Genomic DNA, 19,592 nt, shown 5'->3' with positions numbered 1-19,592 from the left:
CCGCAGAGATTGGGACCGGTCTTTGAAAAGACCGATCTTGCAAGGTGAGATCAGGGAGACGAAATGGCAAAAGCCGAGGCTGACAAGGGTGCGGCTCCTTCCGCCCGGGAAAAAACCGCCCGGCCGTTTTCCGCTTTCGAGCGCATGGTGGCGTGGCGCTATCTGCGATCGCGGCGCAAGGAAGCGTTCATTTCCGTCATCGCCGGCTTTTCCTTCGTCGGCATCATGCTGGGCGTCGCGACGCTCATCATCGTCATGGCGGTGATGAACGGTTTCCGCACCGAGCTGATTTCCCGCATTCTCGGCATCAACGGCCACATGATCGTCCAGCCGATCGACCAGCCCTTCAATAATTATGATGAGCTGGCGAAGAAGTTCGCTGCCGTTCCGGGCGTCACCATGGCCCTGCCGCTGGTGGAGGGACAGACCCTTGCTTCCGGTCGCGGCGGTGCAGGCTCCGGCGCGCTGGTGCGCGGTGTGCGTCAGGAAGACATCGACAAGATCAAGGAAGTCTCAACCAACATCAAGACCGGCGATCTCGTCGGCTTCATGGCGGGCGACGGAGTTCTGGTCGGCTCAAGGCTTGCCGCGCAGCTCGGCGTGACGGCGGGTGACGATATCACCCTCATTTCGCCGGAAGGCGATGTGACGCCGATGGGTGTCAATCCACGCGTCAAATCCTACAAAATATCGGGCGTCTTCGAGATCGGTATGTCGGAATATGACGCCTCGATGATCTATATGCCGCTTTCCGAAGCCCAGCTTTATTTCAATGCCGACGGTATCGTGCAGTCCATAGAGCTTTATGTCAGCCGTCCTGATGATGTCGACGGCATCCGGCCGCTGGTGGAGCAGGCGGCCGAACGGCAGATCTATATCACCGACTGGCGACAGCGAAACCAGACCTTCTTCTCCGCCCTGCAGGTGGAAAGAAACGTCATGTTCATGATCCTCACCCTCATCGTTCTGGTGGCGGCGCTCAACATCATTTCCGGCCTCATCATGCTGGTGAAGGACAAGGGTAGCGATATCGCCATTCTGCGCACCATGGGCGCCAGTTCCGGCGCCGTCATGCGCATCTTCTTCATGACGGGGGCGGCGATCGGCACGGTCGGCACCTTTGCCGGCGTGGCGCTCGGCGTCATCGTCTGCCTCAACGTGGAATCCATCCGGCAGTTCTTCTCCTGGGTATCCGGCACGGTGCTGTTTGATCCTCAGCTGTATTTCCTCAGCCAGCTGCCGGCCGAAATGGATTTGAGCGAGACCATTACCGTCGTCATCATGGCGCTGACGCTTTCTTTCCTGGCAACGATCTTTCCAGCATGGCGGGCTTCCAAGCTCGATCCGGTGCAGGCCCTGCGTTACGAATAAGGACCGCTTCGCAATATGGCAAAAAAAACAGTGCTGCGGCTTACCGGCGTCGAGAGGACCTATGGTCAGGGCGAGACGTCGCTTTCCATTCTGCGCAAGGCCGATTTTGAACTGAAGAGCGGCGAGATGGTGGCACTTGTCGCCCCCTCGGGAACCGGCAAATCCACGCTGCTGCATCTGGCGGGGCTTCTCGAGCATCCCGATGCCGGCGAGGTCTTCATCAACGGTGCGCCCTGCAATGGGCTGGGCGACGAAACCCGCACGGCGATCCGTCGCAGCGATATCGGCTTCGTCTACCAGTTCCATCACCTGCTGCCGGAATTTTCGGCGGTGGAGAATGTAATGATGCCGCAGCTCATCGCCGGTCTGACGCAGGCTGAGGCCCGCAAGCGCGCCAGCGCGCTGCTTGACTATATGCGCGTCGGTCATCGCGGCGAACATCGCCCGGCGGAACTTTCAGGCGGTGAACAACAGCGTGTGGCCATTGCGCGCGCAGTCGCCAATGCGCCGCTTCTGCTGCTCGCAGATGAGCCGACCGGCAACCTCGACCCCGAGACCGCGCATTATGTGTTCGATGCGCTGGAAGCGCTGGTGCGCCAGTCCGGTCTTGCAGCACTGATCGCCACCCATAATCACGATCTCGCCAACCGCATGGACCGTCGCGTGACGCTCGCCGAAGGGAAGATCGTCGATTTCTGATCGTCACTGCATAGGGCGATCATTGCGACGCCCGGTGCGATCCGTACCGAACCGGTGAGTCTCTCCACCCTGCGTCGGCCAGACTGTCGCTCGCTCTTCCACAACTGATTTTTTCCGAACCCGGAGGTTTTTTTGCCTCCGGTTTTTTTGCTTTGGAGTCAGGGACTTGCCGATAACGCCAACGGAACCGCGGCCGATTCTCTCGCGTTAGCAAGAGGAACATCAGCAGAACCCTGTTGACAATAGAACGAAATGAGAACAAAGTTGGAACATAACGAGTAAGGAGAGACCAATGACTGATTTCATCCGTGACGTTGCCGCTTTCGCTTCCATCGCTGTCTTCGTTGCCAGCTTTTCGGTGATCCTCACTGCCCTGTGAAGGACGCACCGGCGCAGAAGCCTGTATAGAGGCCGCAAGGCTGTGGACTTTGAGCGCCGGAAATCGGAAAATCGCCCCCTCGATTCAGAATGACAGGACGATGTTATGGGCGATACGGTTGTGCGTGGAGAAAACTCTGACGGAACGCTGAAAACGCCGGGTTTCGTCCATCTGCGGGTCCATTCCGCTTACTCCCTGCTTGAGGGGGCGCTACCCCTCAAGAAAATCATGTCCAAGGCCGTTGCTGACGGCCAGCCGGCCATTGCCATCACCGACACCAACAATCTTTTCGTTGCGCTGGAATTTTCCGAAAAGGCGCGCGATGAGGGTCTGCAGCCGATCATCGGCTGCCAGGTATCGATCGACATGCAGGATGCGGCGGATGATCGCCGCAACCATAACAGCCACCTCGCAAAACTTCCCGCCATCGTGCTTCTGGCGGCCGATGCTGAAGGTTACGAGCGGCTGGTGGATCTGATCAGCCGTGCCTATCTGGAGGGTGAAAGCGGAGGCCAGTCCGTGCATATTACCCGCGCGTGGCTGGAGGAAGCCTCCAATGCAGGGTTGATCGTGCTGACGGGGGCCTCGGGTGGTCCTGTTGATATGGCCCTCAAGGAAGGGCATGCATCCCAGGCAAAAGAACGTCTGATAACGCTGAAGTCGCTCTTCGGTGACAGGCTTTACATCGAATTGCAGCGCCAGTCCGGTTATGACCGCGCCCATGAGCGGCGTATGATCGGGCTTGCTTACGAACACGATATTCCGCTTGTCGCCACCAATGAGGCGTTCTTTCCTTCAAAGGCCGATTACGAGGCGCATGATGCGTTGATGGCGGTGGCGCATAACGCCATCGTTTCCGATGACAGCCGGTTTCGCCTGACCCCCGACCATTATCTGAAAAGCCGCGAGGAAATGACGGCGCTGTTTGCCGACATTCCCGAGGCGCTGGAAAACACCATCGAGATTGCGCTCCGCTGCTCCTACGTGCTGAAAAAACGCGGGCCGATCCTGCCGCGTTTCACCGGCGCCAGCGACGATCCGGAGGCTGCGGAGCACGCCGAAACCGAGGAGCTTCGTCGACAGGCTGTCGAGGGGCTGGATCAGCGGCTCGCCGCGCTCGGCATGTCGCCCGGCTATACGGAGCAGGATTATCGCGAGAGACTGGATTTCGAGCTCGGCGTCATCTCGCGCATGAAGTTCCCCGGTTACTTCCTGATTGTTGCCGACTTCATCAAATGGGCCAAGCAGCAGGATATTCCGGTCGGTCCCGGCCGCGGTTCGGGTGCCGGCTCGCTCGTTGCCTATGCACTCACCATCACTGACGTCGATCCCCTGCGCTTCTCGCTGCTGTTCGAACGCTTCCTCAATCCCGAACGCGTATCGATGCCCGACTTCGATATCGACTTCTGCCAGGATCGCCGCGAAGAGGTGATCCGTTACGTGCAGCGCAAATATGGCCGCGAGCAGGTGGCGCAGATCATCACCTTCGGTTCGCTGCAGGCGCGCGCGGCCTTGCGCGACGTCGGCCGCGTGCTGGAAATGCCCTATGGGCAGGTGGACAAGATCTGCAAGCTCGTGCCCAACAACCCGGCCAATCCGACACCATTGTCGAAAGCCATCGAGGAAGAACCGCGTCTGCAGGAAGAAGCGGACAAGGAACCGGTCGTCGCCCGTCTGCTTGATATCGCCCAGAAGATCGAAGGGCTTTACCGGCACGCATCCACCCATGCTGCCGGTATCGTCATCGGCGACCGGCCGCTATCGAAGCTCGTGCCGATGTATCGCGATCCGCGCTCCGACATGCCGGTCACGCAATTCAACATGAAATGGGTGGAAAGCGCCGGTCTGGTCAAATTCGACTTTCTCGGCCTGAAGACGCTGACGGTGCTGAAGGTGGCGGTGGATTTCGTTGCCAAGCGCGGCATCAAGGTCGATCTCGCCGCAATTCCGCTCGATGACGCCAAAACCTACGAGATGTTGTCGCGCGGCGAGACCATCGGCGTGTTCCAGGTGGAAAGTGCCGGCATGCGCAAGGCGCTGATCGGCATGCGCCCGGACTGCATCGAGGATATCATCGCGCTGGTGGCGCTCTATCGTCCGGGACCGATGGAGAATATCCCGGTCTATAATGCCCGCAAGCATGGCGAGGAGGAGCTGGAGTCCATCCATCCGACCATCGACCATCTCTTGAAGGAAACGCAGGGCGTTATCGTCTATCAGGAACAGGTGATGCAGATCGCCCAGGTGCTCTCCGGTTACTCGCTCGGCGAGGCCGATCTTCTGCGCCGCGCCATGGGCAAGAAGATCAAGGAGGAGATGGACAAGCAGCGCGAACGTTTCGTTGATGGCGCCATCAAGAACGGCGTGTCGAAGCCGCAGGCCGACACCATCTTCGACCTTCTGGCGAAATTCGCCAATTACGGCTTCAACAAGAGCCACGCAGCCGCTTACGCCATCGTTTCCTATCAGACCGCTTATATGAAGGCGCATTATTCGGTGGAGTTCCTTGCGGCCTCCATGACGCTTGATATGGCGAATACGGATAAGCTCAACGATTTCCGGCAGGATGCCGGCCGCCTCGGCATCGAGATCGTCGCACCTTCCGTGCAAACCTCCTTCCGCCAGTTCGAGACGGGCGAAAACCGCATCTATTATTCGCTGGCCGCCATCAAGGGCGTGGGCGAGGGGGCGGTGGAGCACATCGTCACTGTTCGCGGCGACAAGCCGTTTACGAGCCTTGAGGATTTCTGCCTGCGGATCGATCCGAAGCAGATCAACCGGCGTGTGTTGGAAAGCCTCATCAATGCCGGCGGTTTCGATTGTTTCGGTCGCGACCGTGCCGAGATGATCGGCGGTCTGGACCGGATCATCGGTTATTCGCAGCGCGCGCAGGAAAGCCGTGTCACCGGCCAGTCGGACATGTTCGGCTCAGGCGGCGCAAGCGGTCCGGAAAAGCTCGTGCTGCCCGCCTTCCAGCCCTGGCTCGCTTCGGAAAAGCTGCTGCGCGAATATCAGGTACTCGGCTTTTACCTCACCGCCCATCCGCTCGATACCTATCGGCCGGTCCTGGAGAAATTGCGGGTACAGAATTTCGCCGATTTTTCAGCGGCGGTGAAGCAGGGCGCAACCGCCGGGCGTCTGGCCGGCACGGTCACGGGCAAGCAGGAGCGCAAGACCCGCACCGGCAACAAGATGGGAATCGTCACCTTCTCGGATGCCTCCGGCCAATATGAGGCTGTGCTGTTTTCCGAAGGGCTCGGCCAGTTCCGTGATCTGCTCGAGGTGGGCAAATCGCTGGTCATCACCGTTCAGGCCGAAGAGCGACCGGAAGGCATCGGTCTTCGCATCCAGACGGCGCAATCGCTGGAGGAGAAATCCGTGCAGATGCAGAAGGCTCTGCGCGTTTACGTGCGCGATTCCGGCCCGCTGAAAACCGTCGCCAGGCACCTCAACACGAAGGGTGACGGATCGGTCTATTTTATCGTCATCAAGGATGAAGGCAGTCGCGAGATCGAGGTGGAACTGACGGAGAAATACCGCATTTCGCCGGAAATCGCCGCAGCACTTCGCTCCGCTCCCGGCATTGTTGATGTCGAGCTGGTGTGAGGCCTCGATCGCTTGCAGCCTGCTCAGACCGGCCCTTCCCTGGTCACGGTGATGAAGTCCGTTCCAGCGCCTGTCTCCATCTGGTGACTGAGGTCGGAAACGGTGATCGAGCTGCCCGTTGAAAGCTCCTTTTCGATGCGGGCACGGATGTCGGCCGGTATGTCAAGGCGGCCGAGCACGGCGCTCAGCTGGTCGAAGCCGCCGGGAGCCTCGGTAACGGTAATGCCCAGCCGCTTGCGGGCAGCGGCCGGCAGGTGGTTTTCCAGCGTCAAGCCGTTCCATTCGGCGGTGCCCTTCGCGCGGTCCACCGAAACGGCCTCGAAGAAATGGGTTCCAAGCGCCACTTCAGGATCCTTGATGTCGATGGCGGCTTCGAACAGCGGCTTGAAATCCTGCCGCACCATGATCTGGCCGCTCAGTGGATGGTCTTCACCGGCGGAAGCATAAAGCGCCGTTACGAAAGTATCCGTCAGAAGCGGTCCGGTGGTTTTCAGGCCTTTCCAGCGCTTGAACCCGTTAATGGCGCTGATCGTCATCTCTCCGGCATAACCATCCGCTGAACCGGCATCGAAACCAAGTCGGGTCAGCAAGGCCTGAATATCCATCACCTTTTCCCGCTCACCGCGCCGGGTGATGAGGATTCGCAAGGGCGAAGATTCCTTACCCTTTGCGGTCGTTTTGAGAGCCGGCTTGAGAGAATGCGTCTTTTCATTGACGGCGACCTCGACCGCACCCAGTGCGGCATCGAATGTCGCCGGGCGCAACTCGACATCGGAGAGCAGCAGCTCGCCGTCACCGCCATCCTCTCGCGGCTCAAACAGCGCCGGATGCTGCACGAAGCGCAGCGAGACCGGCCGGTCGGTGATGATGACGTGCACGCCGCGTTGTGTGTCGCCGAAGAGTGACTTCGCGAATTTGGAGGGCAGGCGCACGCAGCCATGCGAGGCCGGATAATTCGGCACCTTGCCTTCGTGGAGTGCTACGCCCGACCATGTCAGCCGCTGCATGAAGGGCATGGGGGCGGCCGAGTAGATATTGGATTCGTGGTATTTACGCTTTTCCAGAATGGAAAATATGCCGCTCGGCGTCTCATGTCCGGCCTTGCCGGTGGAGACTTTAGATGTGGCGATGATCTCGCCGTTTTCATAAAGCGCCAGCGACTGATCGTTTTTCGAAACGACGATCTGCAGGGACTTGCTGTCGGCGGCGAGCGCCGGAAAGGCAAGAATGCTGGCCGACAACATGCCGGTCAGAAAACAGAGGCGAAGGGACATGACGCAATACACCACATGCACAAAACTTGCTTCACTCAACCACGCGAAGTTTAATGAAGTTTAAGGATGCGCCAGTTGCAGCATCACTAATTTGTGTAAAAGCTTAAATAAACGCGCGTCATTCGCTGAGAGCGGCGTCGGCATGCGCAGTCCTCACTTGCGTGTGCCGAAAGTGTAGCCGGTCTCGACGCTGCCCTTGCCGAACTTGTCGCGCAGCTTGTCCATGGCCGCTTCCGCCGCTGCCCGGCGCTCAGCCTGTCTGTCGACGAGATCGGGAGGATCGGCAAGCCCTCCATCGCGCAGATCGCTGACGCCGATACCGATCAGCCGGAACTTGGTGCCGTCGGTTTCTTTTTCCAGCAGCGAAAGACCGGTGCGGAATATCCGGTCGGCAAGCTGGGTAGGGTCATCAAGCCTGCGGTTGCGGGTGCGGCTCTTGAAGTCGGCCGTCTTCATTTTCAGCACCACCGTCTGGCCTGAAATGCCGTTCTTCTTCAGCCGCCAGGCGACTTTTTCGGACAGGGAGCGCAGGATCGGGACGAGGTCATCGTGCCGGGAAATATCGTTGAAGAAAGTGGTCTCGGACGACACGCTTTTGGCCGGGTCATTGTTGTGCACATGACGCTCGTCTATGCCGCGTGAGAGCCGGAAGAGCCTCTGCCCCATCACGCCGTAGCGGCGCATCAGATCGCCTTCCTCCATCTCCTGCAGCTGGCCCACCATGCGGATGCCGTCCGCCTCCAGCGTTGCCGCAAATGCCTTTCCCACGCCCCAGATGGTGGTGACAGGCCGCGTCGCCAAGAAGGAAAGCGCCTCGGCTTCGCCGATTACCGAAAAGCCACGCGGCTTTTTGAGGTCAGAAGCGACCTTGGCCAGAAACTTGCAATAGGACAGGCCGGCCGAGACCGTTACGCCGACCTCTTTTTCCACCCGCTTGGCGAATTTCGCCAGCACGCGCGCCGGCGGATCATGGTGCAGCCTTTCGGTTCCGGAAAGGTCAAGAAATGCCTCATCTATGGAAATCGGCTGCACGAGCGGCGTCAATTCCTGCATCATGGACCTGATCTCGCGCCCGACGCGGCTGTATTTTTCCATGTCCGGCTTGATGACCACCGCATCCGGGCAGGCTTCCAGCGCCTTGAACATCGGCATGGCGGAACGCACGCCCTGAATGCGGGCAATGTAGCAGGCGGTGGAAACCACACCGCGCTTGCCACCGCCAACGATGACCGGCTTGTCGGCAAGTTCGGGATTGTCCCGTTTTTCGACGGAGGCGTAAAAGGCGTCGCAATCGATATGGGCGATGCTGAGATCATAGAGTTCGTCATGGTAGACGAGACGCGGGCTGCCGCAGGCGCGGCAACGCCTCAGGCCCGCTGGCTGGCCCGCCAGACAGTCACGGCAAAAACCGGGATCATAGTGGTGCGACGTGGGCATGGACCGAAAACAAAACAAGAACGTTGCCGACCATACTCCGGTGGTGACCTTGGCTCAAGTGGTCGGCCTGTCAATACATGCCTGAATCCAGCCCAGGCCCGGAAAAATGGTGCCAGGCGGCGGCCACCGTCTCGGGAGAGGTATCCGTCGCGGCACAGAAGGCCATGAGGTCGGGCTCGTGGCTCATCAGGAAATCGGTGAGGCCCGCCAGAAAGCCGGGATCGTGGGCGGCCTGACGCAGCATGTTGGCCTGCAATCCGCTCAGCGCCAGAAAACGCGCCAGCATGTCCGGCTCGTTTGCCAGCCAGCCAAGTATGGCGGCCGCCGTTTCTTGCGGATCTTTGCCGGCATCGTCTTTGTTTTTTGGATCTCGCAGCATTTCTCTACCGAAGTTACCTATTTTGAAACCAAATCCATCTAGCCTTGCGCAACAAATGGACGATGGAATCGGTTCTCTGACACCCTATATGTCTGGATGAAGGTTTCAAAGCGAAACGGGGACTGCTCACCATGCCCAAGCAGGTCATGATAGTCGAAGATAACGAGCTGAACATGAAGCTCTTTCGCGACCTGATCGAGGCGTCTGGCTATACGACGATCCAGACACGCAACGGCATGGAAGCGCTGGACCTTGCCCGCAAGCACCGCCCGGACCTCATTCTCATGGATATTCAGCTGCCGGAGGTTTCCGGGCTGGAGGTGACCAAGTGGCTGAAGGAGGATGACGAGCTGCATGTCATTCCGGTCATCGCGGTCACTGCGTTTGCCATGAAGGGCGATGAGGAACGCATTCGTCAGGGCGGATGTGAGGCCTATGTGTCGAAGCCGATCTCCGTTCCGAAATTCATCGAAATCATCAAGACATATCTTGGCGATGCATAAGGCGACTGGGGAACTGTTATGACGGCGAGAGTTCTGGTTGTTGACGACATACCCGCAAACGTCAAGCTTCTCGAGGCGCGGCTTCTGGCGGAATATTTCGACGTCGTCACCGCCGAGGATGGCTTCAAGGCGCTGGCGATCTGCGACGATGAACAGGTCGATATCATCCTGCTCGACATCATGATGCCGGGCATGGACGGTTTCGAGGTGTGCGAACGCCTGAAGGCCAACCCCAAAACGGCGCATATCCCGGTCGTCATGGTCACCGCGCTCGATCAGCCGTCAGACCGCGTGCGCGGCCTGAAAGCGGGCGCCGACGATTTTCTGACCAAACCGGTCAACGACCTCCAGCTGATTGCCCGTGTCAAAAGCCTGGTGCGCCTCAAGGCCGTCAGTGACGAATTGCGGATGCGCGCCGAAACGGCAAGGCAGATCGGCATCGAGGAGATGCTGCGCAGCGATGGTCTCATGCAGACGCCAGGCCGTGTGCTCGTCGCAGATGGCCGTGCCAGCTCGCAGGAGCGCATTGTCAGGGCGCTGAAGCCGGTTGCCGAGGTCGATGCCGTCACTGAGCCGCAGGCGGCACTGCTGAAGGCAGCGAGCAACCCCTTCGAGCTCGTCATCGTCAATTCCAATTTCGAAGATTACGATCCGCTGCGATTGTGCTCGCAGCTTCGGTCTCTGGAGCGCACCCGTTTTCTGCCGCTGCTTCTGGTGGCGGAGCAGGGGGCGGACGATATGGTTTCGCGCGCACTCGATCTCGGTGTGAACGATTACATTCTCCGCCCGATCGATCCCAACGAACTTGTCGCCCGGTCGCTCACGCAGATCAGGCGCAAGCGCTATAACGAGCATCTGCGGCTCAATCTCCAGCATACGATGGAACTTGCCATCGTCGATGGGCTGACAGGTCTCAATAATCGCCGTTATCTCGACAGTCATCTCAAGATACTTTTCGACCGCGCCGCCGTTCGTGGCCGCCCGATCTCCATCTGCATGACCGACATAGACCGTTTCAAGCTGGTCAACGATACCTATGGCCATGATGTTGGTGACGAAGTCCTGCGGGAGTTTTCAGCGCGTATCCGCAGCACGGTGCGCGGCGCCGATCTCGCCTGCCGTTATGGCGGGGAAGAATTCGTGGTCGTCATGCCGGATACGCCGATGGAGCTGGCGGCAAGCGTTGCCGAGCGCCTTCGGGCAATCGTCGAGGACAAGCCTTTTTACGTGCGTTCCATCGATCGCGAACTGAGCATTACCGCTTCACTGGGCATCGCCACCAGTAAAGGTGCCTTCGGCACGCCTGACGAACTCTTGAAACAGGCCGACAGGGCGCTCTACGAAGCAAAGGGCGCCGGACGCAACCGGGTTGTGGCAGCTGCGGCCTGACGGCCCCAGACTCCACTTTACGTGGAGAATTCATGCGCCTTTTTTTCTTGTGCTGCGTACTGGCAATAGCCGCATAACGAATTTTAGGAGGGCCTCGATAGGTCCCAAGCCCCTGACGCGGCCTGTATTTTATCTTCTTGCAATGAAGGCGTGAAAGTAAGCAGGGTTAATAGAGTTCAAGTTGAAAAATACGTTGAATTCAATCTCTCAGGGAACTATAGTGTGCCAGCTTGGTATATTTAACCATGTTTTCGAGGTGATGTATCTCTGGCTTAAGAATTTGTTGATTTTTATTTTACTTCTGCGCACACTCCCTATTGAGAGTAACAGTTCTTCCGGCGGGTTTTCCGTCTTGTGATGATGGAATGATGGCGGTTGACACCGCCGCGATTTCGCTCGTCAGGGGCTGGTATTGCGTAGTTCGAATGCCCCATGATGCTCAGGTCCGCCGCATCTCCTGAATCGTGGGGTCGGTCGGCTGACGATGTCCGAATCGGTTCCTCGTGCCGTAATCACATCGTTGGCCGACCGCCTTATCCCTCAAAATCCGTCTGCTTGTAACGCGCCTTTAGAGGAGTGTTCTCTTACGCTGCATTCGTGCGACGGAAGCTTTCGCGACACAGAGGGCTTCCGGCACCCATCGCGCGTCACCTTGTGGTCTCGTCACCGGCTTGGCTTGGAATGGCGGGGAAGGGGCCTTCAGCAAATCCTGCCCTGCGATGCCCGTACGAATAAGAGTTCGGCTGGATTTGCCCTAGCGCACAAACAAAAAACGCGCCCGTTGGGCGCGCTTTTACCGGAGAACCCGATCAAGAATTACTTGATCTTGGTTTCCTTGAATTCAACGTGCTTGCGTACAACCGGGTCGTACTTCGTCTTCGTCATCTTGTCCGTGAACGTACGGCTGTTCTTGGTGGTGACGTAGAAGGTACCGGTGTCGGCTGTCGACAGCAGCTTGATCTTGATTGTTGTAGCTTTCGCCATGGTCGTCCTGCCTTTAAACAAAAGAGAAGCCACAGGCGCTTCTCACCTCGGCTAAATCTGGCGCGAAACTACGTATCGCGCCTGAAAAGTCAAGTCTGTTTTGCCCGGAAAACAAAACGGAAGGCATAAAGCACCACGTAAAGCCCGAAAAACACGGCGAGCGCCCAGGCGAAGCCATCGGTGCCGGCGACATCCATGGAAATGCCCACGGCCTGTGGTCCTGCTATCGTGCCCATGGCGTAACAGAAGATGAAGGCGGCATTGGCGGCCACGAGATCTGCACCTTTCAGGCGCGATCCGAGGTGCGTGAGGCCGACGGTATACATGCCGGATACGAGGCCGCCCCAGAACAGCAGCAGGGCCGCCACGAGGATCCAGCTGTCCACCAGCAGGGGAAGCGCCAACGTGCCGCAAACGCCCGCAAAGGCCATCAGCGCGAGCATCGTGCGCCGGTCCTTCATCCGGTCCGAAAGCAGGCCGATCGGTATCTGGAAGACCATGTTGCCGATGCCCATCACGGTCAGCAGAAGTGCGGCCTGTGATTCGTTGAAGCCTTCACGCGTCGCATAGATCGGAAAGAGCGACAGGCCGCCCGCCTGCACCGAGCCGAAGACAAAAGCCGCAGCGGACGCCATCGGCACCAGCCAGACATAACGGATGAAATGGTGGTTGGGCCGCTCGTCCAGCTCCGGGCTCTCGCCGCGCGCCAGATAGATCGGGATCGCCGCCAGCAGGATGATCGCCGCGCCGACCAGGAAGGGCAGGATGCCCTCGCTGCCGACCACGGAAAACAATAGCGGGCCGACAGCAAAGCCGACCGCAAGTCCGGTGGCGTAGATGCCGAGAACCATGCCGCGTTTTTTCGGCGGCGCTGTCATGTTGATCCAGTATTCGGAAAGGATGAACAGCGTGGTGGTTGCGCCATGGAAGACGATTCGCAGCGGAAACCACATCCAGAAGGCGTCGGCGAAATAGAAACAGAGCGCACTCAGGGCCGAAACGACGACCGCAAACAGCATCGTTCGCGCCACGCCGAAATCATGGGCGATCTTGGTGGTCACCGGCGCTGCCATCATCGCGGCGACGCCGGCCATCGCCGAGTTCACGCCGATCATGGTGGAGGAGATGCCACGCTTCTCAAGGATGATCGACAGGAGCGGCAGGCCAAGACCGATGGCGACACCGACCGCACTGATGGCGGAAATCGCGGCGATCAGTGAGGGCCAGTGAATGGCATCCGCTTCGCATTTCATTTGTGACATAACGGCCTTTATACAAACTCTTGAATGAATCGGCCGTGGCGCGTGAAATAGAGCCGCGCGGGGCTGTCAAAGGGCAGTGAGGGATCACCTATCATGAGTTTTGTGACATCTTCGAGAACCGTGCGCGTGATTTTCGGCATGTTCAGACCGGAAAGGTCATTCATGTCAAGCCATTGCACATTGTGCAACTCGTCGGAATCTCGGGTTAGCCGGGTATCCAGCCGCAATTCGTCGGCATAACAGCAAAAAAATCGGGTGTCGTAACGCCTGATATTGCCGGGCGGGGTGATGGCGCGCGCCACATATCGGAAACAGGAAAGATCCGGACCGCCCTTATCGAGCCCGATATCCACGCCGGTTTCCTCGACAAGTTCGCGGGCGGCGGCAAGCGCCAGTGCTCTTGCCCCGGCAATGCTCAGGCGGCGCGCCGCAGAGACTGTCAGGCTGTTGATGACAGCGGGGTGCAGATCGCTTGAGAAGGGCAGGGCGTGGTCGCGCGGATCGCGTTTGCCGCCGGGAAAGACGTAAGCGCCCGGCATGAAGACATGGGCGCTGCTGCGCTGGCCCATCAGCACCCGGAGAGCTGGGCCGGAACGGTCGAACAGGATAATGGAGGCGGCATCGCGCGGACGCATCTGTGTGCTCGCCGCTCCGGTATTCGTGGGACGCTGGGGCACGTGAAAGTTCCCGCCCGCGGTCAGTGGGAGGAGCCGTCTATCTGCGCCTTTGGCTGCTTTCCGTCAAAGCCGTGCATCTTAAGCGCCCATTGCAGGCCGATGACGCCACCCTTGATCGGCTGCAGCGTCAAAAGGGCAGCGAGAATGGTGATCGGCACCCAGATGGCGAAATGCACCCACATGGGAACGGAAAACACCATGTCCGTCATCATGAAACCGCCGACGGCGATATGGCCGATGATGACGATGGAGATGTAGGGCGGCAAATCATCGGAACGGTGGTGATGCATTTCCTCACCACAGGCCGCACAATTATCCACCGGCTTCAGGAAAGCGCGAAACAGGCGGCCGCTGCCGCAGGCCGGGCAGCGGTTCGCCATACCCCGCATGATGGAGCGTCCAAGCGGCCGCTCCGCACTGTTGTCGCCGAAGGTGACCGTTTCCGAGCTCTGATGTGCACTCATCCTTAAGTCCTTCTCCCGTTTCCTTCTACCGCCTGCCGCGGTCTTGTTAGCGTCGCCGGCCTAACGTCGCCTTCTGGGCGGCCGTGTTCCGGGCTTTGCGGCAGGACGCGATGTCCGCCGGCCCGCCTTGTGGAACGACCGGGTGCCGACCGGCATCTTGCGCCCAGGGCTCAGCATATCAAAACGCAGCGCACCCGCCAGTGGCACCGCTTCCGCGAGCCGCACCTGAACCGTGTCGCCGAGTTGATAACCGAGACCCGTCTTTTCCCCCGTCAGAGCCTGATGCGCCTCGTCGTAAAGGAAATAGTCGGTTCCGAGTGTAGATATAGGAACAAACCCGTCCGCGCCAAACTGCGGCAGCGCGACAAATAGTCCCGCCTTGGTGACACCGCCGACGCGGCCCTCGAACTCTTCACCCACCCGTTCGGAAAGATGATGCGCGATCAGCCGGTTGACGGTGTCGCGCTCGGCCGCCATGGCGCGCCGCTCGAAGGTGGAGATTTCGGCGGCGATATCATCAAGCGTCGCCTCTTCCTGCGGGGTGATGCCGCCTTCGCCGAGCCCCAGCGACCCCACCAGCGCACGGTGCACGATCAGATCGGCATAACGGCGGATCGGCGAGGTGAAATGCGCGTATTTCATCAGGTTGAGGCCGAAATGGCCGATATTTTCCGGGCTGTAGATCGCCTGGCTCTGGCTGCGCAGCACCATTTCGTTGACCATGATCTGGTGCGGCGTGTCGAGTGCGCGTGCCAGAATGCCGTTGAAGGAATTGGCGCGCATGGCCACACCCTTGGCCATGGATATGCCGATGGTGCCGAGGAATTCGCGCAGCACCTCCTGCTTGGAGAGCGTCGGCGCGTCATGCACGCGGTAGACCAGCGGCTGCTTTTTCTTTTCAAGCGTCTCGGCGGCGGCGACATTCGCCTGGATCATCATTTCCTCGATCAGCTTGTGCGCGTCGAGGCGTTCGGGAATGACGACCTTGTCCACCGTGCCGTCGGGCCTGAGCTGAATCTTGCGCTCCGGCATGTCGAGTTCCAGCGGCTGGCGGCGGTCGCGGCCGCGCTTCATCACGGCGTAGGCGTGCCAAAGCGGCTTCAGGATCGGCTCCAGCAGTGTGCCGGTCTTGTCGTCCGGGCGGCCGTCGATTGCTGCCTGGGCCTGCTGGTAGGAAAGCTTGGCAGCACTCTTCATCATGATGCGATGGAAGGTATGGCCCGCCTTGCGGCCTTCCTTCGAGAAGGTCATGCGTACGGCAAGGGCAGGGCGGTCGACGCCTTCCTTCAGCGAGCAGAGATCATTGGAAATGCGCTCCGGCAGCATCGGCACGACGCGATCCGGGAAATAGACGGAGTTGCCGCGCTTCAGCGCCTCGCGGTCGAGCGGCGCGCCTGATCGCACATACCAGGAGACATCGGCGATTGCGACGGTGACGATGACGCCATCAGGGTTGTCGGGCGATGTATCCGGTTCGGCATAGACCGCGTCGTCATGGTCCTTGGCGTCGGCCGGATCGATGGTGATGAGCGGCAGGTCGCGCCAGTCCTCGCGGTGCGACATGGTTGCGGGTTTGGCAGCGTCCGCTTCGGCCAGAGCATTCGAAGGGAAGATGTGCGGAATGCCGTGGGCATGGATCGCGATCATCGAGATCGCCTTTTCCGAGGCGACTGAGCCGACGACAGACAGAACCTTCGCGCGCGTCAGGCCGTAACGGCCGCTATTGCGTGAGGTTTCCACCTCGATCAGATCGCCGTCCTTGGCGTCGCCGACACCATCGGGGTCGATGACCATTTCCTCGCCGCGCCGGTCGATCGGCATCAGGCGTCCGCCGCCGCCTTCCGTCTGCTTGAACACGCCGAGCAGCGCGTTCTGGCGAGGGTCGATGAGCTTCACGACACGGGCGGTATAGGCCGGGCCGACGCTGTCCTTGGAGGGGAAGATCTTTGCCAGAATGCGGTCGCCGAGACCGGCCGCCGGGGCTTTCTTGCCGCGATCCTGCGAGGACTGGCGGATGAGCACGGCAGGTGCCGCGCCCATATCTTCCGGCCATTCCGCCGGCCTGCCAATCAATTCGCCATCCTTGTCGCGGGTGGTGATGTCGAGAACCGTAACGGGCGGCAGGCCACCCGGCCGCGTCAGCGTCTTGCGGCTCTTCTGCACCATGCCGTCGTTTTCAAGCTCCTTCAGCAGCGCCTTGAGAACAACGCGGTCGTCCCCCTTCAGCCCGAAAGCCTTGGCGATTTCGCGTTTGGAGGCCTGCTGCGGATGGTCTGCGATAAATTTCAGCAGCACTTCGCGGGAAGGCACCTCGCCATGGATGATGCCTTCACCTTCGTTCACCCGCTTGCCGCGCCCGGTGCGTCCGAAGCCGTCGCTGGCGGAACCCTGTTTCTGACGCGGCGCCTTGCTCACTCTGCTGCCTTCTTGGATTTGGCTGCGGCCTTCGGCTTGGCAGCCGTCTTGCTCTTGGTCGCGGCCTTGGCTTTCGTCGCCTTCGGCTTTGCGGCGGCATCGCCATCGGCCTTCTTGGCGGCAGGTTTCTTGGCCTTGGCGGGCTTGCCGCCGGTTCCGGTCTTGGCGATGCGCTCGGCGATCAGCACCAGGGACTCGTCCAGCGTCACCGACGCCGGGTCCTGCCCCTTTGGAATGGTGGCGTTGACCTTGCCCCAGTTGACGTAAGCACCATAACGCCCGTCGCGGACGGTAATCGGACCGCCATCAGGGTGGTCGCCCAGTTCCTTCAAGGCGGCAGGTGTGCCGCTGCGGCCGCGTCCCGGTCCCTTGCTCTGCTTTTCGGCAATCACGGTCACGGCGCGGTTGAGACCGATCGAGAACACGTCCTCGATGCTTTCAAGGCTCGCATAGGAACCGTCATGCAACAGGAAAGGTCCGTAGCGGCCGAGGCCGGCGGAAATCATCTTAGCCGTTTCCGGATGTTTGCCAATATCGCGCGGCAGATTGATGAGCGCCAAGGCCTTTTCGTGGTCGATGTCCTCAGGCTTCCAGCCCTTGGGCAGCGAAGAGCGCTTGGCTTCCTTGCCGTCGCCGCGCTGGATATAGGGTCCGAAACGGCCCGAGCGCAGCGTCAACTCTTCACCGGTCATCGGATCGGCGCCGAGCGCCTTCGGCTCGTTCGAGGCCGCAGCTTCGGCTTCCGAACCATCGGAGGTGAGCTGGCGCGTATAGTTGCATTCAGGATAGTTCGAGCAACCGACGAAAGCGCCATATTTGCCGAGCTTCAGCGAAAGATTGCCGGTGCCGCAAACCTGACAGATGCGCGGATCGGAACCGTCCTCGCGCTTGGGGAATACGAGCGGGGCCAGAACCTCGTTCAGCGCATCCAGCACGTTGGTGACGCGCAATTCCTTGGTGTCTTCGATCTGCGCGAAGAAATCCTTCCAGAAATCGCGCAGCACCTGCTTCCAGTCCAACTCACCAGCGGAAATACGGTCGAGCTTTTCTTCGAGAGCGGCGGTGAAGTCGTATTCGACATATTTGGAGAAGAAGCTTTCGAGGAAAGCCGTCACCAGTCGTCCGCGCGAATGCGGGATGAGCTTGCGCTTGTCGACAATGATATATTCGCGGTCGCTCAGCGTCTTCAGCGTCGCCGCATAGGTGGAAGGACGGCCGATGCCGAGTTCTTCCATCTTCTTGATGAGCGATGCTTCCGAATAACGCGGCGGCGGCTCGGTAAAGTGCTGGCTGGCGTTGATCTTCTGCTTGGCGAGGTTCTCGCGCGCATTGATCGGCGGCAGACGGCCTTCGTCGTCACCGTCGTCGCTCTGTTCGCCGTCTTCCTTCTGGTCGGTATACGCGGCGATAAAGCCGTCGAAGCGGATCACCGAACCGACGGCACGAAGACCGGCCTTTTCGCCGTTCTTGTCGGCAAGAATTTCCACCGTGGTACGTTCGATTTCGGCAGATGCCATCTGGCTTGCAATGCCGCGCTTCCAGATCAGGTCGTAAAGACGCAGCTGGTCGGCATCAAGGTAACGCTTCACCTGATCCGGCGTGCGGTTGAAATCGGTCGGGCGGATCGCCTCGTGCGCTTCCTGGGCGTTCTTTGCCTTCGTTGAATAGAAGCGCGCCTTTTCCGGCACATAGCGGTCGCCGAACTGCTCGCCGATGGCGCGGCGTGCGGCGTCGATCGCTTCCGGCGCCATCTGCACGCCGTCGGTACGCATATAGGTGATCAGACCGACGGTCTCGCCGCCGATATCGATACCTTCATAAAGCTTCTGCGCCACCTGCATGGTGCGCGAGGCGGAAAAGCCCATGCGTGAAGACGCCGCCTGCTGCAACGTCGAGGTCGTGAAGGGAGGGCCGGGATTGCGCTTGACGGGCTTTGCCTCGACGGTGTCGACTACATAGGTCGCACCTTCGAGCAGCGCCTTCAGGCGGTTGGCGTCCTCACCGGTCTTGATCGAGCGGCTTTGCAGGCGCTTGCCATCGGCGGAAACCAGCTTGGCTTCGAACTCGTCACCGCGCGGTGTCTTCAAAAGCGCGCTGATGTTCCAGTATTCCTCGGAGACGAAACGTTCGATCTCGGATTCACGATCGCAGACGAGACGCAATGCAACGGACTGCACGCGGCCGGCCGAGCGGGCGCCGGGCAGCTTGCGCCACAACACCGGCGACAGGTTGAAGCCGACGAGATAATCGAGCGCGCGGCGGGCAAGATAGGCGTCGACCAGTGGAATGTCGATGTCGCGTGGGTTCGCCATCGCATCCAGCACCGCCTTTTTGGTGATGGCGTTGAAGACCACGCGCTTCACCGGCTTGTCGCCGAGAACGCGCTTCTTCTTCAAAAGATCGAGCACATGCCAGGAAATCGCTTCGCCCTCGCGATCCGGGTCGGTTGCGAGAAACAGGCCGTCGGAGGATTTCACCGCGTCGGCAATGTCCTTCATGCGCTTGGCGGACGCGCTATCGACCTCCCAGGACATTTCGAAGTCCTGGTCGGGCAGCACCGATCCGTCCTTGGCAGGAAGGTCCCGGACGTGGCCAAAAGATGCAAGAACCTTGTAGCCGGGACCAAGATACTTGTTGATCGTCTTGGCTTTGGCCGGAGATTCTACGACGACGACATTCATATTTTTTTCTCTGGGAACTGGTCCGTTAACATAGCCGGGTTGCAACCGAATGCTGCAACAAGGCCTCTTTAT

Annotated in this window: 14 protein-coding genes; 5 read left to right on the top strand and 9 right to left on the bottom strand. The window is 59.8% G+C overall.

The genetic code is table 11. From position 1 onward, the window contains the following. The first annotated feature begins 63 nt into the window (after positions 1–63). From OK142_RS02480 to dnaE, 3 genes are all read left to right on the top strand, one after another. The gene (locus OK142_RS02480; RefSeq protein ID WP_498680894.1) at positions 64–1,371 is read left to right on the top strand and encodes a lipoprotein-releasing ABC transporter permease subunit; all 1,308 of its coding nucleotides are present in this window, start codon (positions 64–66) and stop codon (positions 1,369–1,371) included. A gap of 15 nt (positions 1,372–1,386) precedes the next feature. Beyond that, entirely contained in the window at positions 1,387–2,070 is a 684-nt protein-coding gene (locus OK142_RS02475) for an ABC transporter ATP-binding protein (protein WP_003496425.1), read from the top strand. Between the two features lie 484 nt (positions 2,071–2,554). Beyond that, positions 2,555–6,055 carry a DNA polymerase III subunit alpha gene (gene dnaE, locus OK142_RS02470; RefSeq protein ID WP_498680892.1) on the top strand — a complete coding sequence of 1,167 codons (3,501 nt, stop codon included), beginning with the start codon at positions 2,555–2,557 and terminating at the stop codon, positions 6,053–6,055. Positions 6,056–6,078: 23 nt separating this feature from the next. Here the strand turns inward: dnaE and OK142_RS02465 are convergent, their stop codons facing one another. The 3 genes from OK142_RS02465 to OK142_RS02455 form a co-directional block, all read right to left on the bottom strand. Next, complete coding sequence (locus OK142_RS02465; protein WP_498680890.1) at positions 6,079–7,329, bottom strand: L,D-transpeptidase family protein; 1,251 nt, start codon at positions 7,327–7,329, stop codon at positions 6,079–6,081. A 153-nt stretch (positions 7,330–7,482) separates the two neighbouring features. Next, positions 7,483–8,766, bottom strand: a complete 1,284-nt coding sequence (locus OK142_RS02460; RefSeq protein ID WP_498680888.1) for a DNA polymerase IV — start codon at positions 8,764–8,766, stop codon at positions 7,483–7,485. A 70-nt stretch (positions 8,767–8,836) separates the two neighbouring features. Then, positions 8,837–9,145, bottom strand: a complete 309-nt coding sequence (locus OK142_RS02455) for a DUF3572 domain-containing protein (RefSeq protein ID WP_498680886.1) — start codon at positions 9,143–9,145, stop codon at positions 8,837–8,839. 131 nt (positions 9,146–9,276) lie between these two features. Between OK142_RS02455 and OK142_RS02450 the strand changes: the two genes are divergently transcribed. Both OK142_RS02450 and OK142_RS02445 read left to right on the top strand, forming a co-directional pair. Continuing rightward, a complete protein-coding gene (locus OK142_RS02450; RefSeq protein WP_003496409.1) occupies positions 9,277–9,648 on the top strand; it encodes a response regulator in 372 nt (123 codons plus the stop codon). Positions 9,649–9,666: 18 nt separating this feature from the next. Beyond that, entirely contained in the window at positions 9,667–11,037 is a 1,371-nt protein-coding gene (locus OK142_RS02445; RefSeq protein ID WP_498680883.1) for a PleD family two-component system response regulator, read from the top strand. Positions 11,038–11,853: 816 nt separating this feature from the next. Here OK142_RS02445 and rpmG read toward each other — a convergent pair. The 6 genes from rpmG to topA form a co-directional block, all read right to left on the bottom strand. Continuing rightward, positions 11,854–12,021, bottom strand: coding sequence for a 50S ribosomal protein L33 (rpmG, locus tag OK142_RS02440; RefSeq protein WP_003496403.1), 168 nt, complete (start codon positions 12,019–12,021; stop codon positions 11,854–11,856). A gap of 89 nt (positions 12,022–12,110) precedes the next feature. Beyond that, the gene (locus OK142_RS02435) at positions 12,111–13,274 is read right to left on the bottom strand and encodes an MFS transporter (protein ID WP_003496401.1); all 1,164 of its coding nucleotides are present in this window, start codon (positions 13,272–13,274) and stop codon (positions 12,111–12,113) included. Between the two features lie 17 nt (positions 13,275–13,291). Further along, positions 13,292–13,918, bottom strand: a complete 627-nt coding sequence (locus OK142_RS02430; RefSeq protein ID WP_082184155.1) for an NUDIX hydrolase — start codon at positions 13,916–13,918, stop codon at positions 13,292–13,294. Between the two features lie 62 nt (positions 13,919–13,980). Further along, positions 13,981–14,424: a DUF983 domain-containing protein gene (locus OK142_RS02425; protein ID WP_035242571.1), complete on the bottom strand. Its 444-nt coding sequence runs from the start codon at positions 14,422–14,424 to the stop codon at positions 13,981–13,983. A gap of 60 nt (positions 14,425–14,484) precedes the next feature. Next, a complete protein-coding gene (gene rnr / locus OK142_RS02420; protein WP_498680881.1) occupies positions 14,485–16,839 on the bottom strand; it encodes a ribonuclease R in 2,355 nt (784 codons plus the stop codon). After that, complete coding sequence (gene topA, locus OK142_RS02415; RefSeq protein WP_498680879.1) at positions 16,836–19,520, bottom strand: type I DNA topoisomerase; 2,685 nt, start codon at positions 19,518–19,520, stop codon at positions 16,836–16,838. The genes rnr and topA overlap by 4 nt, the downstream gene beginning before the upstream one ends. Positions 19,521–19,592 lie beyond the last annotated feature (72 nt).

It is taken from the genome of Agrobacterium sp. BT-220-3 (genome assembly GCF_025910175.1).
Taxonomy (GTDB): domain Bacteria; phylum Pseudomonadota; class Alphaproteobacteria; order Rhizobiales; family Rhizobiaceae; genus Agrobacterium; species Agrobacterium oryzihabitans.
This window is presented reverse-complemented; position numbering and strand designations above follow the sequence as displayed.